Here is a 16,746-nt window from a genome sequence, read left to right on the forward strand (position 1 = left end):
TCTTTAAAACGTTGCGGGGATGATTCTCATAGAAGAATCACCCCCGCAACACACATGCGGTTCTACGAAACCGACTCTAACGCTACATCGGGAAGGTCTGCACCATCCGGGTAGTAGCAAGCATAACCGTGGTCTTCGCCGTCAAGCGTGATAACCTCGGGTTTTTCTTCCAGGCACCGCTTCTGCTTATCCTCAGGAAGCAGCTTAAAGATGGGGCACCTGCTGGAGAAGCCGCATCCTACCGGGGCATTGACCGGAGTGGGCAGGTCGCCATCCAGCATGATGCGCTGGCGCTTAGCCTCAACCTCCGGGTCTGGCACGGGAATAGCCGAAAGCAAAGCCTTGGTATACGGGTGAATCGGGTTATCAAAGACCTGATCCACGTGACCAATCTCGACGATGCGCCCCAGGTACATAACCGCAACACGGTCAGAAGCGTGGCGAATCACGGCGAGGTCGTGCGCCACCATCAGGTAACTCAGCCCCAGGCTCGCGCGGAGTTCCTCAAGCAGGTTAATCACACCCGCCTGAACGGAAACGTCCAATGCCGAGACAGGTTCGTCCAGCACCACAAGTTTCGGGTTTACGGCAAGCGCACGGGCAATACCAATACGCTGGCGCTGACCGCCGGAGAACTGGTTCGGGAAGCGATTCACGTGATCGGGCTGCAGACCCACGATCTTCATCAGCTCAACCACGCGCTTCTTAATATCTGGACGCTTCATGCCCTGGTTTTCCAGGGGCTCAGCAAGAATCTCGTACACGGTAAAGCGCGGGTCGAGGGCGCCCGTGGGGTCTTGGAAAACCATCTGCTGGTTCTTGCGCAGTTCAAGAATCTCGCTAACAGATTTATGATCCTGCGTAGAGACTCCGTTAATCAGAATCTCGCCATCGGTTTTCTTGCTGAACTCCATAATTTCCAGCAGCGTGGTGGTTTTACCACACCCGGATTCGCCCACGATCGAGAAGCATTCACCCTCACGAATATCGAAAGATACGCCGTCCACGGCCTTTACGGTACCCACGCGGCGCTTCATGAGAGAGCCCTTCATGAGCGGGAAATGCTTCTTCACGTTGCGCACTTCAAGCACCGGCGCGCGATCTTCGCGCGGAGTGCTTTCGAACTTCGAAACGGGAGTTTCAGGAACGGTATAGAGCTCTTCGGCCGTCTTACTGATGAGGTCCTGCGAAATAGTGCAGGAGGAGTAGTGCCCTTCACCAGCGCCCTTGAGCGGAGCAAGCTCGGGCTCACCAGCATCGTCCTTGCAGCATTGACCGCCGTTTTTGGCGACGGGGCAACGCTCGCGGAACGAGCAGTGATCCACCGGGTACAGCAGATTCGGCGGAGTACCTTCGATGGGCACCAGAGAGGTTTTCTGCGAACGGTCCACGCGGGGAACCGCACCCAACAGACCGATGGTGTAGGGATGGCTGGGGTACTTATAAAGGTCTTCAGCCTTAGCGATTTCTACCGGTTTACCCGCGTACATCACCAGAATGTCATCGGCCATACCGGCGACAACACCCAAGTCGTGGGTAATCATGATAGTTGCCGCGCCGGTTTCATCCTGCGCCTTATCCATAACCTCAAGCACCTGCGCCTGAATGGTGACGTCAAGCGCAGTGGTAGGCTCATCCGCAATAAGCACGCGCGGATCGTTGGCAATTGCCATTGCGATCATGATGCGCTGGCGCATACCGCCGGAGAACTCATGCGGAAAAGAACGCAGACGGTCGGCTGGGGAAGGAATACCCACTAAGCGCATGAGTTCGATAGAGCGATCTTTAATCGCCTGCTTGCTCATACCCTTATTGTGGATTTTAAGGACTTCGGCAATCTGATCCCCGATAGTGTACACCGGAGTTAGCGAAGACAGCGGATCCTGGAAGATCATGGAGATGTGCTTGCCGCGGTATTGGCACATTTCCTTATCGCTCAGACCCAGCAGTTCGGTGCCGTTGTATTGGATAGACCCGGTAATATCGGCGGTCGTGGGATGAAGCCCCATAATCGCCATAGATGCCACGGATTTGCCCGAACCGGATTCGCCAACGATACCTAGGGTTTTACCGGCGTAAAGATCAAAATCGACGCCGCGCACCGCATGTACAACACCGTTTTCGGTATTGAAGCTAACGTGCAGGTCTTTAACACTCAGAACGGGAGAAGTGCTCATGAGTTTTATGCCTCCTCATTCTGGGCGGATGCCTGAGCGTCGGGACTGGGGTCGGTTGATGGTGCTGCAGCGCCGGCTTCCTGAGCCTCCACGTCTTCGACCTTAGATGCCGATTTCTGGCTCTTAGCTTTCTTTGACTTCTTGATCTTACCGACCGACATGGAAGTCGGGTCGAAGGCGTCGCGCAGGCCATCATTCATGAGCGAGAGCGGCCCCACCAGCAGGAAGAAGAAGATAACGGGGAACCAAAACATATGCGGCAGGGTATTAAGCTGCTGCGCGGCATCGGAAATCAACGACCCCAGTGAGTAGTTCGGATAGGTAATACCAATGCCGATAAAGGAGTACGCAACCTCAGAGAGCACAGCGATCATGATGCCGGTCGTGAAGTTCAGAACGAGCATCGAGCCGATATTCGGTACGAGGTGCCGCAGCACGATCTTGAAGGGGTGTACGCCCATGTAACGTGCTGCCTTCACGTAATCGCGCCCAATCAGGGATTGCGCCATCGCACGAATCACACGGGCAGGTCCCATCCAGCCGAATACAATCAGCACAGAGGAGAGCACAATCCACGTGGGAACGGTCTTCTGAATCTGCTTACCGATCTGACCGTTGATGAAAATCGCCAGAATCAGCAGCGAGGGAACCATAATCATGGTTTCCAAGAGGAAGAGCATAACCCTGTCGATCCAGCCACCAAAGTACGCCATCACGCAACCGTAGATCGCGGAGATAATGACGGTGGCGATACCCACGACCAAGCCGATTTCCATTGAGGTCCACACGGCTTCGCTCATCATGGCGAAGAGATCGTTACCGCCCACGGTGGTGCCAAACCAGTGCTCTGCGGAGGGGCCTTCACCGCCAAGGGTCATAAAGTCAGATTCGGTTGCGGAGTACTTGGAAACATATTTGCCGAAGTACCCGAAAAGCCCCACACAGATAAAGACGATAAGCCCGAACACCGCAGCCTTGTTGCGCAAGAAGCGGCGGAGGATAATCACATTCTTGTTGAGAACTTTAAAGTCACCATTCTGCACGACAGGTACCGTGCTTGTTTCAGTTACCTGGCTCATGAGATCCTCACTCGGGGGTCGACGATCGTGGTCGCGATATCGGCGATAATGGCACCGATGGCGAACAGCACGGAACCGTAGGCGAGAGTAGCGGTCGCAGCGTTCACATCCTGCTGACCAATCGCATCAATAGACCATTTACCGATGCCGGGCCATGCAAACACGGACTCCGCGAAGAAGGCACCCGCAAAGATGGTGGGAATGGTGTATGCAATCGACTGTGCCACCGGGATGAAGGACACACGCAGGGCGTGGCGGGTAATCGCCTGGTTACGGGTGAGTCCTTTCGCGCGAGCGGTACGCACGAAGTCTGCGTTCACGTTATCGAGCAGGTACTGCCGCTGAGCAATCTGATAGCTGGCCCATCCGAAAATCGTCATACAGAAGGTCGGCACCACATAGTGCGCCGCCATGTCTATGGTGGTATCCCAGAAGCCTGTTACACCGGGCGTCGAAATACCGGTCACATAGAAAATCTTTTCACCGCCGTTTTCAACCACAATGTTGTTAATGGCGGTCGCTCCCTGCTGCACCACGAAGTATGCCACGGGGGCAGGAATAATATAGACGAGATAGGAATAACCGGTAATAACTCGGTCGGAAAACTTGTACTGACGTGCTGCCGAGTAAACACCCAGAGCCACACCGATAATAATGGTCAAAATAGTCGCCGCGAGCATCAATCTGGTAGAAACCCACAGACGCTGACCGAATTCCTGATTGATATATCCGCTGTTTGGGCTGCGTCCCCAATCAAATTTGGTGACAACATTCGTCAGCCATTGAATGTATCTATCCCACGCACTCATTTCGGGGTCTAGCCCGAGGGATGCGAGGGTGCGATTCACCTGTTCAGGCGAAGGGCGCGGCACCTTTTCCTGCTCCAAAAGGGCAGGTTTTAGCGTGGTAACAGCCGCAAAATAACCCATAGTCGTGGTTAAGAAAACCATCACGAGGTAAGTGAGCGACCTCCGGAGGATATACCTAAACATGGGGCGGTTCCCCTCCTAGATATTCTGGTTTCGTAGGCATGTGTGTTACAGCTTCCGTCATCGGATAATCCAGTGACTACAGTCACTAGAAGCGTAGTCCCTTTATCTTATATTTACATTCGGGTATCCACCAAACCCACATCGCCTTAAAATCAGCCGACAAACACCATTTTGCGGGGTGCTGCGAGGAGTTGGGAGGCGGCATCCCCGGTATCGCTATCAAAATAAGGTTCGGCAAAAAGTTACGAAAGATTTACACACACCGAAGATTTGTGGCGTCATATTTTTTCAGAACGCCTCAAACCCTCTCCAGACCCCAAAAAATCCACGAAAAACCATGTAAACAGGAGCAAAACCAACATCTAAAATAAGTAGGTCCTAACTTACATTGTCGGGATTTACGGCAAAAATTTTATGAATTTCATATCAAAAGCACCCCGTATCCTGTGATTTATGAACGACATCACAGGATACGGGGTGAGAATGTATCTCTTTTACACGTGACTTTCTACGTTCGTGAAAATTCTAGAACCGGTTACGGTACTCGCTCGCAACAGCACCGGTGCGGAAAGCACGAATATTGTGAGCGATCAGTTCCTCCGGATTTACGGGGCGCCCACCGGCGGCATGCGGGGTGATTACGATATTCTTCGCATCCCACAGGGGCGAATCAGAGGGGAGCGGTTCGGTCGCCGTCACGTCCAGCGCAGCGCCCGCAATCGAGCCGGAGTTTAGGGCGGCGACGAGCGCATCCTCATCAACAGTGGTACCGCGCCCCACATTAACCAGGTAGGCGCGCTTGGGCAGCAGCTGCAGCTTATGGGCATCGAGCGCTTTGAAGGTCGAATCGCTGGTGGGAAGCACCATCACGAGAATATCCGTAGTCGGCAGGTATTCATCGATTTGTTCGGTAGCAATCACCGGGAATCCGGAGCGCTCCCCCGCGCTCTGCGCAACGCCAGTTACGTTCGCGCCGAAAGCCTTGAAAAGCCGCGCGGTCTCTTGGCCAATCGAGCCGAAGCCCCACACGAGCACATTGGCATCAAGCAGGGTTGTGACCTGGTCTTTCGGATGAAGTTCCTGCGCGCCACCTAGCTCCTCAGCCCAACGATGCTCGGCCGTTGCCTGCGCCAGCGTCGGCAAGAAGCGCACGAAGTTCAGGGTCAGCGCGAGCGCATGTTCCGCAACGGTTTTTGAGTGCAGACCCACACCTGCACAGATGGCGGCGTCTGGGTTGAAGCCCGCCGCGCGCACCGCATCCGGTCCCGCAAGAAGCGCCTGAATAAGCCCCACATTTTTCATGCGGCGAGCGGAATCCGCGAGCTGATCGGCGGTATTCGCCCAAGCAATTAGAACTTCGGCATCGGTATCTTCCTCGGCAATAGGTTCCGTGGGGTTGTAGTGCCGCACGGTATCGCCGGGTTCAAGCCCTAGTTTCTCTTCGTCGAGCGTAATTGAAGTAGGGATCAAAATCTTCATGGGTCCTCCTGTGGATGGTGCCTGCGGGTTGGCGTTCAGCGACGAAGGCAACCTGCATCCCGTGTGAGGGGGTTAACAGTTATTCCCCTCCAGCATAGCGTGCGAGGGGAATAACTGTATAGGGTTACCTAAGAAGCCGTTAGGGCTTGGTGCCGTGCGAGGGGTCGCTGGTGTCCTCTCGACCCTCGCCACGAGGCTCGGTTTTCGCCGTTTCATCGGATGCACTACCGGCAAGTTCCGGGTCAATCACGGTATGCGATTCACCCTGCATCTTCTTGAGGCATTCGGCATCTTTCGCCGCCATTTCGGGCGTGATGACATCAATGGCACCGGTTGCCGAACGCGCCACATCGGTAGTAGTGTGCGTTTCGATGGTGGTGGCGAGCGCATCCTCACGGATGAAGAGAAGCAGAAGCGCGGAGATTAGCCCGAGCGGTGCCAGGTAGAGGAAAAGTGGGATCAGGGCATCATTGTAAGCGTTCACGATAATGCCGTGAATCGGCTCGGGAATCCGGCTGACGAGTTCGGGAGTCAGGGAGGAGGTTCCGTGTTCCCCCGCCGAGGCTACTGCTTGCGCGGGCATGCGTTCACTGAGCAGGCTGCTCAGGCGCGAAGTAAACAGACCACCCACGAGCGATGCGCCCACGGTTGAGCCGACCTGGCGGAAGAAGTTGTTTGCCGCGGTGGCGGTTCCTACGACGGTGATGGGGAAGGCGTTTTGCACGATGAGGGTGAGGAACTGCATCGACATGCCCAGGCCCGCGCCCATGACCGCCATGTAGCTGCAGAAGATCCAGGTGGGGGTGCTCGGGGTGATGGTGGAGATTAGGTAGAGCCCGAGCGCCACGAGTGCGGTACCGGTGACCACATATGCCTTGTATTTGCCGCGTGCGGAGACCAGCCGTCCGGTAATAATGGAGACCACAAGCAGGGCGCCCATGAGGGGAATCATGAGCAGACCCGCCACGGTTGCGCTCACGCCCAGGGACATTTGCAGGTAGGTGGGGATGTACTCGACGGCACCGAACATGGCAACACCGAGGGCAAGAGATGCGCCCAGGGTGAGCAGGAAGTTGCGGTTGGTGAAGAGGTACATGGGCATGATCGGCTCTGCGGCGCGGTTTTCAACCGGAATGAAGATCAGGGCCGCGACGACGGATGCGATGAGAAGCCCAATAATCTGCGGGGAGTTCCAGGCGTACTGGTTGCCGCCCCAGATGGTGGCAAGCACGAGCGCGCTGGTTCCTGCCATGAGAATAATACTGCCCAGGTAGTCGATCTGCCGCTTTTCGCGGTCTTTGAAAGCGGTGTGCGGGAGCAGAAAAATGACGGCGAAGATTGAGAGTACGGCAAGCGGCAGGTTAAGCCAGAATGCCCAACGCCAGCCGGGACCCTCAGTGATCCACCCGCCAATGAGCGGCCCGGCGACCGAGGAGAAGGCGAAGACGCCGCCGATAATACCCATATATTTACCGCGTTCGCGGGCGGGGATCACGTCTGCGACCACGGATTGGGAAAGAATCATGAGACCGCCACCACCGACTCCCTGGAGCGCGCGGGCGACAATCAACCAGGTCATATCGGGGGCGAGCGCGCCGATGATAGATCCCGTCATGAAGGAGAGGATGGCAAAAATCAGGAAGGGTTTACGCCCGAACTGGTCGGAGAGTTTGCCATACACCGGCATGGTGATGGTGGAGAGCAAGATGAAGGTGGCAATCACCCAGCTCATATGCTCCACGCCGTGCAGTTCGCCCACAATGGTCGGCAGTGAGGGCGCGAGGATGGTTTGGTTCAGCGCCGACATGAGCATCACGATGACCAAGCCGGAGAACATGAGCGCTATTTGATGTTTTTTAGCTTCAGCCGCGGCGGCTTCAGCGGTTTTGTCTGAGTGCGACGTCATTCCTAGTTTTCCTTCAGCAGGGCTTGAAAAGTTTTGACGGTTTTGTAGATGCGCCGCTCGACCTCGTCTTCGTCGGCAATATCCTTGGCGAAGTGCAGCTGCCGCAGCACCGCGGATGCGAGCTGGACCGTGGCACGGGTGCGTTCTTCGGCAGTTTCTGTCAGCGGCATATTTTCGGGGCGGGCTATCAAAGGGCCGCGCCTTCCTGCGGCGTTGAAGGCATCCCAATCGACGGTGTTGAGGTAGTCGATGAGCACCTGTTCGCAGTTGATATGGTGCACCTTTAGCCGGTGCCTGAATTCGGGGAATTCGTCAATGCGCTCCCGGAATTTCGCGTGATCGGCAAAGTTGAAGCTGTGCCGCACGATGTACAGCAGCAAATGGGTGATACGCACGATGAGATTGTCGTTCTCGTGCGCCCGGTCGCTGGCGAGCAGCTCGTCGGTGATGGCGGGGGCGCGCAGGCCGAGCACCGCATCCTCTTTGGTTCCGAAGTAGTTGAAGAAGGTGCGGGGCGAGATTCCGGCTTCCGCAGCGATGTCTTCGACAGTACTGCCGCGCATACCGTGCTGGCGGGCTAAGCGCAAGGCGGTTTCGTGAATGTTCACCCAGGTGCGTTCGCGGCGGCGTTCACGCAGGCTTGTCTCGGCATGGCTCGGCTCAGGTTTTTGCATAACTGCAATTATTGCATTTCTGCATTTTTTGCACAACTGCATTATGTGGGCGACGCGGCGTGTTCTGCCTCTCCCCCACAGAAGACAAGATGCTAGGCATAATAATAGGGTGAACTTTTTTTCACCCGGATACCTCGACTTCCTACCCGATTGGCTCAGGATTATTCTGTTCTTCGCAGACCTGAGCATCCGTGTGCTGTCCCTATTCTGGCTGCCCTACAACCGCAAGCCCGTGGTCGCGCTCGGCTGGCTCATGGCTATCTTCTTCATCCCGTTTATCGGGTTCCTAGCCTTCCTGATTTTCGGGTCCTCTCACCTTCCGCAATACCGGCGCGCCCGGCAGCACGCCATGAACGACCTGATCCGCGAGACCACCGGCGGCACCCCACAGCTCACCGACTCCGACGGGCTCAACGAAGCAACCCTGGTCGCCAGCCAACTCAACTACAAGCTCGGTTCGCTCCCCCTCGTCGGCGGAAACTCCTTCACCCTGCACAATGACAACCACGAAGCCATGCGCATCATGGCGCAGGAAGTCAACAAAGCCCAGCGGTACGTTCACTTCGAGTTCTACATCACCGCCTACGACGAAGCCTCCAAAGTACTCTGGGATGCCCTCTTCGCCGCGCAAAAACGCGGCGTGCGGGTGCGCGTGCTCATCGACCATATCGGCTCGCGCAAATACCCCTCATACCGGCAGCTGACAAAAATGCTCAACGAATCGGGTATCGAATGGCGCCTGATGCTGCCCATCAAACCCTGGCGACTACAATGGCAACGCCCCGACCTGCGCAATCACCGTAAAGTCCTCGTGATCGACGGCGCAGTGGCTTTCTCGGGCTCGCAAAACGCCATTCACCGCTCCTACGACCTCAAAGAAAACGTGCGTAAAGGCCTGGAATGGAAAGACCTCACCTTCTCGTGCACTGGACCCATCGTCGAAGAGCTCAACGCCGTGTTCGTCTCCGACTGGTACTCCGAAACAAACCAGCTGATCCTCGAAGAAATTGAGGCGAAAATCCCCTACGTTCCAGGCTCAATGCGCGCCCAAGTAGTTCCCTCCGGCCCCGGGTTTGAGACGGAAAACAACCTGCGCCTGATCAACTACATGATCTACAACGCAGAAAAACGCATCACCATCTGCTCACCCTACTTCGTACCCGACGAAACCCTGCTGCAGGCACTCACCAACGCCGCATTCTCGGGTATCGAAACCACCGTGATCGTCTGCGAAAAAGGCGACCAGTTCCTCCCCAATATGGCGCAGCGATCTTATTACGAGACGCTGCTGCAATCCGGGGTACGCATTCTGCAATACCCCAGCCCCACAGTGCTGCATTCCAAGTTCATGTACGTGGACGACGAAATGGCGTTTATCGGCTCATCAAATATGGACCCCCGCTCGTTCTCGCTCAACCTCGAAGTATCAACCTTTATCGCAGACCCCGCTATGGTGGATGCGCTCGCCGACGTTGCGCGAACCTACGAAAGTATCTGCACGGAACTGCGTTATGGCCCGTGGTCCTCACGCCCGCAGCGCATTAAAGTCACCGAAAATATCTGCCGACTCTGGTCATCGCTCCTGTAAAACATGGACTGGCAACGCCCGTAACATGAGGGAGTTCGCCACGACCGTGCTCTCGAAGCGGTACCTGCGGCCGTGGTGATAACCGCGTTCAAGTGCACCTCTTTCCACCTCTGAAAAGCGGCTGACATGCGGTTTTATACCGATTCGCCATATCCGCGAAGTTTTCCCCACGAATGCAGAAAACGCACGATCGCCCGCACCCGTCGCGGACGCATCGCGCGTCGTCCATTTCTACCCAAAAATATAGTATATAGCCTATCGCCACATGCGATTTCCCGTGTGTATCGCCGAGGGTTTAATCTGCAGCCACTCCGGACTGGGCAGCCGAACGGCCTTCTTGCACCCCGACAGGGCCGTGATAATCGACTCGCACCGGCGGTTGAACTCGACCGTATGTCGCTTATCCACGATCTGCCCCGGAAAATGGCGGTGCATCTTCGACACCGAATCGCTGCTCTCCTGCAGACCGTGCCCGGTATGGCCCGGCACGTGCTTCACAATCACCCGATGCGCCCGAATAGCCGCAGTCAGCTGCTCCATCTCGGCGATAACCCGGGCATCCTGCACGCCCTCACGCACCCAATAATCGAAAGCCCAACGGCTGTGCGCCAGCCGCAGAAGAAAGGTCAGCGCGCCCAAGGAGTCGGTGTTAATAATCAGGCGGCGACCACCGTGATAGAACACGTGAAACGCCGCGAGCATCGCCGAAAGCTCACCGGTCATAATATTCACGGCATCATAGTGGGTGTGAAAATAGAAGCCGTCCTCGCTCACCCCGGCAATGCCCATGCGCCCACCGCGCAAATACTTCTTATTATGGGTGGCGCGAAAGGAACAATCGGTAAACACGTTATAGTCCACCAGCTGATTTTCGGGGACCTCCGCCAGCGTATCAGCGATCATCTGCTCGGTCAGCTGCTCGGCACGATCCTGAAAATAGCGCATCGTCTCGGCGGCATCCGTACCGGCAAGACGCACATGCACCTCACCCAGCGAATGGTTATCGTAAGGGTCAAGCACCTTCTCAAACGCCCGGTACTCCATCGCCTTCTTAAGCTGCTCACAATTACGAAAAAGAAGCTTCAAATCGTGCCGGTCGGCAGCAACCGTCACCAGGTGGTGCGTGTAATCCGAAGGAATAACATCCCAGGCATTAAGCACAATACGCCCCAAAGTCTTCGGGTGCACCACATCGCACGGGTCAAGAAGCGAATGCATACACGATTCAACCACCGGCTCCTGGTTGATGACGATGCGCTCACCGTTTTCACGCGAAATATAGACAAGAGCAGTGAGGGTGCTGTAACAGTATCCCTTAGTCTTACGGGTGTATTCGGCGACCGCGATCACCGCCACGCCCCGAGTTGTATAGCCCGCCGGGTATGAGGTGCTGTAGTCGGGCGCCTCCCAGGTTAGGGTGCACCGTTTAATATGAGCCGGTGAGAATCCCACGTGTGTACACCCCCTTGCCGCATAGTCTCCTTCTTTCGTGTAGTGAGGAATTGTTCCACTATCTTTTATATGCCCGCCGGTGTTTGCGCGCAAACGTTGAACAGGTTATTTTACAGTCAGCGAAGAACCTTAAAAAGGGGAACTAAAACCGTTTCTTGGCGGGGGTTATGGGCGGTGAATGAGAGGTTCTGCCCCGCTCTGGCGCGCATCTGTGCGACGGTGTAGGGTTGGAGTTATCCGGTATATCTAACCTTGAGAAGGAGCACACTATGATCGGTGTTTATGCAGGTGTTTCGGTCAAGCCCGAGCACGTTGAAGAATTCCTAGCATCCGCCCCCGCCCTCGTAGAGGCATCGCGCAAAGATGCGGGCAATATCAGCTACGATTTCGGCCCCGCCGCCGGTGAGACCCCAGCAGGTGAACCGCGCCCTTTCGCATTCATTGAGCGTTGGGAGTCACAGCAAGCACTCGAAGCGCATATGGCGACCGAGCATTTCGGCACCGCTATCAAAACCTGGGAGCCCCTGCTCGCTGCAGAGCTGGATGTGCGCATCTTCGAAATGTAGCGCCAGCCCTCCCTGCTAAAAAGAGCCTTGATGTGAATAAAGCGGCAAAAACTCGCTTTATTCAAATAAAGGCTCTTTTTATGCTCGGTCGATAGGCGACTAGATTCCCTCTGGGAGGATGCGCACCCCGCCCTTATCGGCAGAGGCGGCCAGCATCCCATAAACCTTCAGCGCGTTCGAGACCTGACGTTCGCGCGGCTTAGTGGGCTTCCACGGGAGGGCGCCCTTCGCCTTGCGCCGCGCCTCCAAAACCTCGTCCGGCACATTCGCCCGCAGGATGCGGTTGTGCACGTCAATCTCGATCTCGTCACCGGTTTCCAGCAGGCCGATAGCACCACCGGCGGCAGCCTCCGGCGAAACGTGACCGATCGAAATGCCCGAAGTACCGCCCGAGAAACGCCCGTCGGTAATGAGTGCGCAGCTTTTGCCCAAGCCCAGACCCTTCAGGTACGAGGTGGGGTACAGCATTTCCTGCATGCCGGGGCCGCCCTTCGGGCCCTCATACTGAATCACCACAATATCGCCGGGATTCACGTGCTTCGACAGAATCTCAAACACGGCTTCATCCTGCGACTCAACCACGAATGCCTTACCCACGAAGTGGAAAAGTTCTTCATCAATGCCGGCGGATTTGATGATCGCACCGTTCTGGGCGATATTACCGCGCAGGACCGCCAGACCGCCGTCTTTCGTGTAAGCATGCTCCACAGCGCGAATGCACCCGTTTTCGGCGTCCGTCTCATGCGATTCGTACTTGTTCGCGGTCGAGAACGCCTGCGTGGTGCGCACCCCGCCGGGTGCGGCAAGAAACAGTTCGTGGGCCTGCTCGCTCGCGGTACCGGAACGGATATCCCATTCGGCAAGCCATTCGTCCAGCGAATCCGCATGAACAGAATGAACGTTCTTGTGCAGCAGCCCGGCACGGTTCAGCTCACCCAGCAGCGCGGGGATACCGCCCGCACGGTGCACATGCTCAATGTGATACTTCGTAGAGTTCGGTGCAACCTTCGCCAGACAGGGCACCTTACGCGAAATACGGTCGATATCGTCCAGCGTGAAGTCAGCGCCAGCCTCGTGCGCAATGGCCAGGGAGTGCAGCACGGTATTGGTGGAACCGCCCATAGCCACATCCAGCGCCATAGCGTTCTCGAAGGCTTCCTTGGTGGCGATTGAACGGGGCAGAACGGACTCGTCATCCTGCTCGTAGTAGCGCTTCGCCAGGCCAACAATGCGCTTACCCGCCTGCAAAAACAGCTCTTTACGCGCGATCTGGGTCGCAAGCGTGGTACCGTTGCCGGGCAGTGCCAGACCGATCGCCTCGTTCAGGCAGTTCATGGAGTTTGCGGTAAACATGCCCGCGCATGAACCACACGTGGGGCAGGCGTTCTTCTCAATCTGGGCGAGCGCAGTATCGCTCACGGAATCGTCCACCGCCATGACCATCGCATCCACCAGATCCAGGCGGTGCTCCACAACGCCTTCAACGCCCTCGCCGGATTCCATAGGACCGCCCGACACGAAAATTGTGGGGATATTCAGGCGCATTGCTGCCAAGAGCATACCGGGGGTAATCTTGTCGCAGTTCGAGATACATACGAGCGCATCCGCGCGGTGAGCGTTCACCATGTACTCGACCGAGTCGGCGATGAGGTCGCGTGAGGGCAGGGAATAGAGCATGCCGTCGTGGCCCATCGCAATGCCGTCATCAACCGCGATGGTGTTGAATTCTTTCGCCACGCCGCCAGCCTCACGAATAGCGCCAGCCACCAGGTCGCCCATATTTTTCAGGTGCACGTGACCGGGTACGAACTGGGTGTAAGAGTTGGCAATCGCAATAATCGGTTTGCCGAAATCATCATCACCCATGCCGGTTGCGCGCCATAGAGCGCGGGCACCGGCCATATTGCGACCGTGAGTTGAGGTGCGTGAGCGTAATTCGGGCATGTCTTTACCTTCCGTTGTGATGCATCTATAGATTCTACGCGCAGGCGTGCGCCCAATCATCGAAGGGTTACTTTGGTTTCATATGTTGGCATGCCGTGATGCTTGGTCATGAGCTGTGCCTGTGGCACGCCGAAGGGTGAGTGTGGATGCGGCGCGCACCTTATGCCGCGGGGCGGGCAAGGATGCCGGATCTGCGGCAGATTTGCCCCCTTGAGAATATATCCCCGTGCAGCGTGGAATGAGTCTATTATGCCCCCTATGCTGGTGGGGTAAGAACTCCCGCCGCGTGATTTGCGCCAGCTAGCGAACAAACGCTACGCAAGCGCACGAAGACTCGTACGGCAGCCCCCTTTATCTTCTCCATTGGATGTATCTTCTATGTCTCGCTCCCCCGCACAGTTCCGCAGCACCGTGATCTACCAGATCTACCCGAAGTCATTCTATTCCGCGCACGGTCGGCCAACCGGTGATATTCGCGGCATTATCGAGAAGGTGCCCTATGTAGCATCGCTGGGGGTGGGCATGGTGTGGTTCAACCCGTTCTTCGCCTCGCCCCAGCACGATAACGGCTACGACATTTCCGACTACTACGCCATTAACCCTGAGTTGGGCACGATGGAGGATGTTGAGGAGATGATCGCCGCTTTCGGGGAGCACGGCATCGGGGTCATGTTCGATATGGTGCTCAACCATGTTTCGACTGAACACGAGTGGTTTAGGCGGGCGCAGGCGGGCGAGCGCGAGTACTGGGATTATTTCTATCTTCGCCCGGGGCGGGTTCAGTCTGACGGCACGGTGGTTCCGCCCACGAATTGGGAGTCGAAATTTGGCGGTTCGGCCTGGGCGCCTTTCACCGATACGGCGGGTGAGGTTTATCGGGACGAATCGGGGGCGCCGCTGTACTATCTGCACCTTTACGACGTCACGCAGGCTGATCTGAACTGGTACAACCCCGCCGTGCGTGAGGAGCTCTATAAGGTCGTCAATTGTTGGTATGACAAGGGTGTTCGCGGGTTCCGCTTCGACGTCATTAACGTGATCGGTAAGTCCGAAAAGCTTGAGGATGCGCCCGCCGGGGTGATCGATAAGACCCTGTATACCGACACGCCCATCGTGCATACGCGTCTGCGGGAGCTGAACCGTGCATCCTTCGGGCGGCATGGGGATACTGTGACCGTGGGTGAAATGTCCTCGACGAGCATCGAGAACTGCGTGGGCTACTCCAACCCTGAGAATCGCGAGCTCGATATGGTGTTTAGTTTTCACCATCTGAAGGTGGATTATGAGGACGGCGAGAAGTGGTCGAAGGTGCCGTTCCGCTTTGCTGAGCTGAAGGGGCTACTCAACGATTGGGCGCTGGGCATGCAGGCGGGCGGCGGGTGGAATGCGCTGTTTTGGAATAATCATGATCAGCCGCGCTCACTCAACCGTTTTGGCGACGTCCAGCGGTACCGGGCAGAATCTGCGACTATGCTGGCGACCGTGATTCACCTGCTACGCGGCACTCCCTATATTTATCAGGGCGAAGAGATCGGCATGATTGACCCGGTGTATTCTTCGATTGACGACTACGTGGACGTTGAGGCCCATAACGCTTTTAAGACCCTGCGCGCGCGGGGACTCTCGGAGGGCGAGGCGCTTGAGGTTGTGCGTGCCAAGGCGCGGGATAACTCACGTGTTCCCATGCAGTGGGAGTCTGGGTCCGGTGGTGAACGCGGCGCGGTTGGTTTTGGTACCGCCGCCCCCTGGCTGGCACCCGCGCCCAGTGTGGATGCGGCAACCGGCGCGGGTATTTCGGTGGTGGATGAGGAACGTGACGGCGTGATTTTGCCATACTATCGCGAGCTGATTCGCCTGCGCGGGCAGTACCCGGTGATTTCTGAGGGCAGTTACGCGCCCTACGCGCTCGACCATGAGCGGGTCTTCGGGTACCTGCGTGAACATATCGCTAAAGGCACGCGCACGCGGCTGTTGGTGCTCAATAATTTCTTTGGGGACGAGACGGCGGTGCGTGTTCCTGCCGAGTTCATGCCGGGCGAGGTTCTGGACGCAGTCGCTGGCAGTGAAGGCTCGCGAACTCCAGCGGACGCACGGTCTGCACGTGTGCTTTTGTGTAATTACAAGAATCCACTCGGTCAGGTTAACGGTGTTTCCGGCCCCGATCCCTGCGAGGTTGAGGTTATACTGCGCCCCTACGAATCGTTGGCTTTGATCGTGGAAGAGCCCATCGTTTCTTCTTAGCTCGCCAGATTAATTGCTCGGTTACATGGGCATTTACAGGTATGGTTACATGCGCGAGCAGGTGGTTTTTGGTCCGAGCAGGTAGGAAAATCCTACCTTTTCGGCGAAAAATGACCTGCTCGCGGTTTAAAACGCAGTTAAAGTGGGAGCATGAGTTTTGATTACATGCCCTCCGAAACCTTCCAACGTGCCGACCTTGACTTGCTTCTGAGCGTGCGGATTGATGTGGCGCGGGTGCCGGGTGGCGCATCCCAACGGCAGATTTTGGATGCAGTACGCACCTTCTTGGGCTCTCTTACTCATGACGATTCCGCTGATGGGCACGCGATTGACCCGGTTCTGGGGTTTGCGCGCCCCTACTATGCGGGCGGGTTTACGGTGGGCGTGGTGCCCGCATCCAGACGGGGCAAGGTGGCGCTCGCCGGGAGCCATGAGGGAGCACAGGATGTTGGGTTAGGCAGGTTCAGCGTGCCATCGAACGGTGATGTGGGCTGGCGCATCGTGACGTCGGTGGTGGTCTCTAGCGCGGGCGAGGATGTGCTGGATTCCTTAGAGGCTGGCATCGAATACCTGACGGATGCACTCGGTGACCTGCGGGTGGGCCTTTCCCTCACGGAGCTCCCGGTCGTTTAGAGTCCTCTCCGTTCA

At 56.7% G+C, this 16,746-nt stretch carries 12 protein-coding genes; 4 read left to right on the forward strand and 8 right to left on the reverse strand.

Going from position 1 to position 16,746, the window contains the following annotated elements; all coding sequences use genetic code 11:
* Positions 1 to 62 precede the first annotated feature (62 nt).
* From HMPREF2958_RS01395 to HMPREF2958_RS01420, 6 genes are all read right to left on the reverse strand, one after another.
* On the reverse strand, positions 63 to 2,177 hold the full coding sequence (locus HMPREF2958_RS01395; protein WP_070695925.1) for an ABC transporter ATP-binding protein: 2,115 nt from the start codon (positions 2,175 to 2,177) through the stop codon (positions 63 to 65).
* Positions 2,178 to 2,182: 5 nt separating this feature from the next.
* On the reverse strand, positions 2,183 to 3,256 hold the full coding sequence (locus HMPREF2958_RS01400; protein WP_070695926.1) for an ABC transporter permease: 1,074 nt from the start codon (positions 3,254 to 3,256) through the stop codon (positions 2,183 to 2,185).
* The gene (locus HMPREF2958_RS01405) at positions 3,253 to 4,248 is read right to left on the reverse strand and encodes an ABC transporter permease (RefSeq protein WP_013398417.1); all 996 of its coding nucleotides are present in this window, start codon (positions 4,246 to 4,248) and stop codon (positions 3,253 to 3,255) included. Before HMPREF2958_RS01405 ends, HMPREF2958_RS01400 begins: the two co-directional genes overlap by 4 nt.
* Before the next feature lie 525 nt (positions 4,249 to 4,773).
* Entirely contained in the window at positions 4,774 to 5,727 is a 954-nt protein-coding gene (locus tag HMPREF2958_RS01410; protein ID WP_070695927.1) for a phosphoglycerate dehydrogenase, read from the reverse strand.
* A gap of 139 nt (positions 5,728 to 5,866) precedes the next feature.
* Positions 5,867 to 7,633: an MDR family MFS transporter gene (locus HMPREF2958_RS01415; protein WP_070695928.1), complete on the reverse strand. Its 1,767-nt coding sequence runs from the start codon at positions 7,631 to 7,633 to the stop codon at positions 5,867 to 5,869.
* Between the two features lie 2 nt (positions 7,634 to 7,635).
* On the reverse strand, positions 7,636 to 8,307 hold the full coding sequence (locus tag HMPREF2958_RS01420) for a TetR/AcrR family transcriptional regulator (protein ID WP_246827977.1): 672 nt from the start codon (positions 8,305 to 8,307) through the stop codon (positions 7,636 to 7,638).
* 109 nt (positions 8,308 to 8,416) lie between these two features.
* On the opposite strand from HMPREF2958_RS01420, the gene cls reads away from it, so the two are divergent.
* Positions 8,417 to 9,895 carry a cardiolipin synthase gene (cls, locus tag HMPREF2958_RS01425; RefSeq protein ID WP_013398413.1) on the forward strand — a complete coding sequence of 493 codons (1,479 nt, stop codon included), beginning with the start codon at positions 8,417 to 8,419 and terminating at the stop codon, positions 9,893 to 9,895.
* A 255-nt stretch (positions 9,896 to 10,150) separates the two neighbouring features.
* Here cls and HMPREF2958_RS01430 read toward each other — a convergent pair whose 3' ends face one another.
* The gene (locus HMPREF2958_RS01430) at positions 10,151 to 11,347 is read right to left on the reverse strand and encodes an RNase H family protein (protein ID WP_041321674.1); all 1,197 of its coding nucleotides are present in this window, start codon (positions 11,345 to 11,347) and stop codon (positions 10,151 to 10,153) included.
* A 269-nt stretch (positions 11,348 to 11,616) separates the two neighbouring features.
* On the opposite strand from HMPREF2958_RS01430, the gene HMPREF2958_RS01435 reads away from it, so the two are divergent.
* Positions 11,617 to 11,913 carry a putative quinol monooxygenase gene (locus tag HMPREF2958_RS01435; protein ID WP_070695930.1) on the forward strand — a complete coding sequence of 99 codons (297 nt, stop codon included), beginning with the start codon at positions 11,617 to 11,619 and terminating at the stop codon, positions 11,911 to 11,913.
* Between the two features lie 99 nt (positions 11,914 to 12,012).
* Here HMPREF2958_RS01435 and ilvD read toward each other — a convergent pair whose 3' ends face one another.
* Positions 12,013 to 13,857: a dihydroxy-acid dehydratase gene (ilvD, locus tag HMPREF2958_RS01440; RefSeq protein ID WP_070695931.1), complete on the reverse strand. Its 1,845-nt coding sequence runs from the start codon at positions 13,855 to 13,857 to the stop codon at positions 12,013 to 12,015.
* Positions 13,858 to 14,235: 378 nt separating this feature from the next.
* Here ilvD and HMPREF2958_RS01445 point away from each other — a divergent pair, with 378 nt between their 5' ends.
* Both HMPREF2958_RS01445 and HMPREF2958_RS01450 read left to right on the forward strand, forming a co-directional pair.
* Positions 14,236 to 16,098 carry an alpha,alpha-phosphotrehalase gene (locus HMPREF2958_RS01445; protein ID WP_070695932.1) on the forward strand — a complete coding sequence of 621 codons (1,863 nt, stop codon included), beginning with the start codon at positions 14,236 to 14,238 and terminating at the stop codon, positions 16,096 to 16,098.
* Positions 16,099 to 16,248: 150 nt separating this feature from the next.
* Entirely contained in the window at positions 16,249 to 16,731 is a 483-nt protein-coding gene (locus HMPREF2958_RS01450; RefSeq protein WP_070695933.1) for a hypothetical protein, read from the forward strand.
* Positions 16,732 to 16,746 lie beyond the last annotated feature (15 nt).

It is taken from the genome of Rothia sp. HMSC036D11 (assembly GCF_001814205.1).
Taxonomy (GTDB): Bacteria; Actinomycetota; Actinomycetes; order Actinomycetales; family Micrococcaceae; genus Rothia; species Rothia dentocariosa.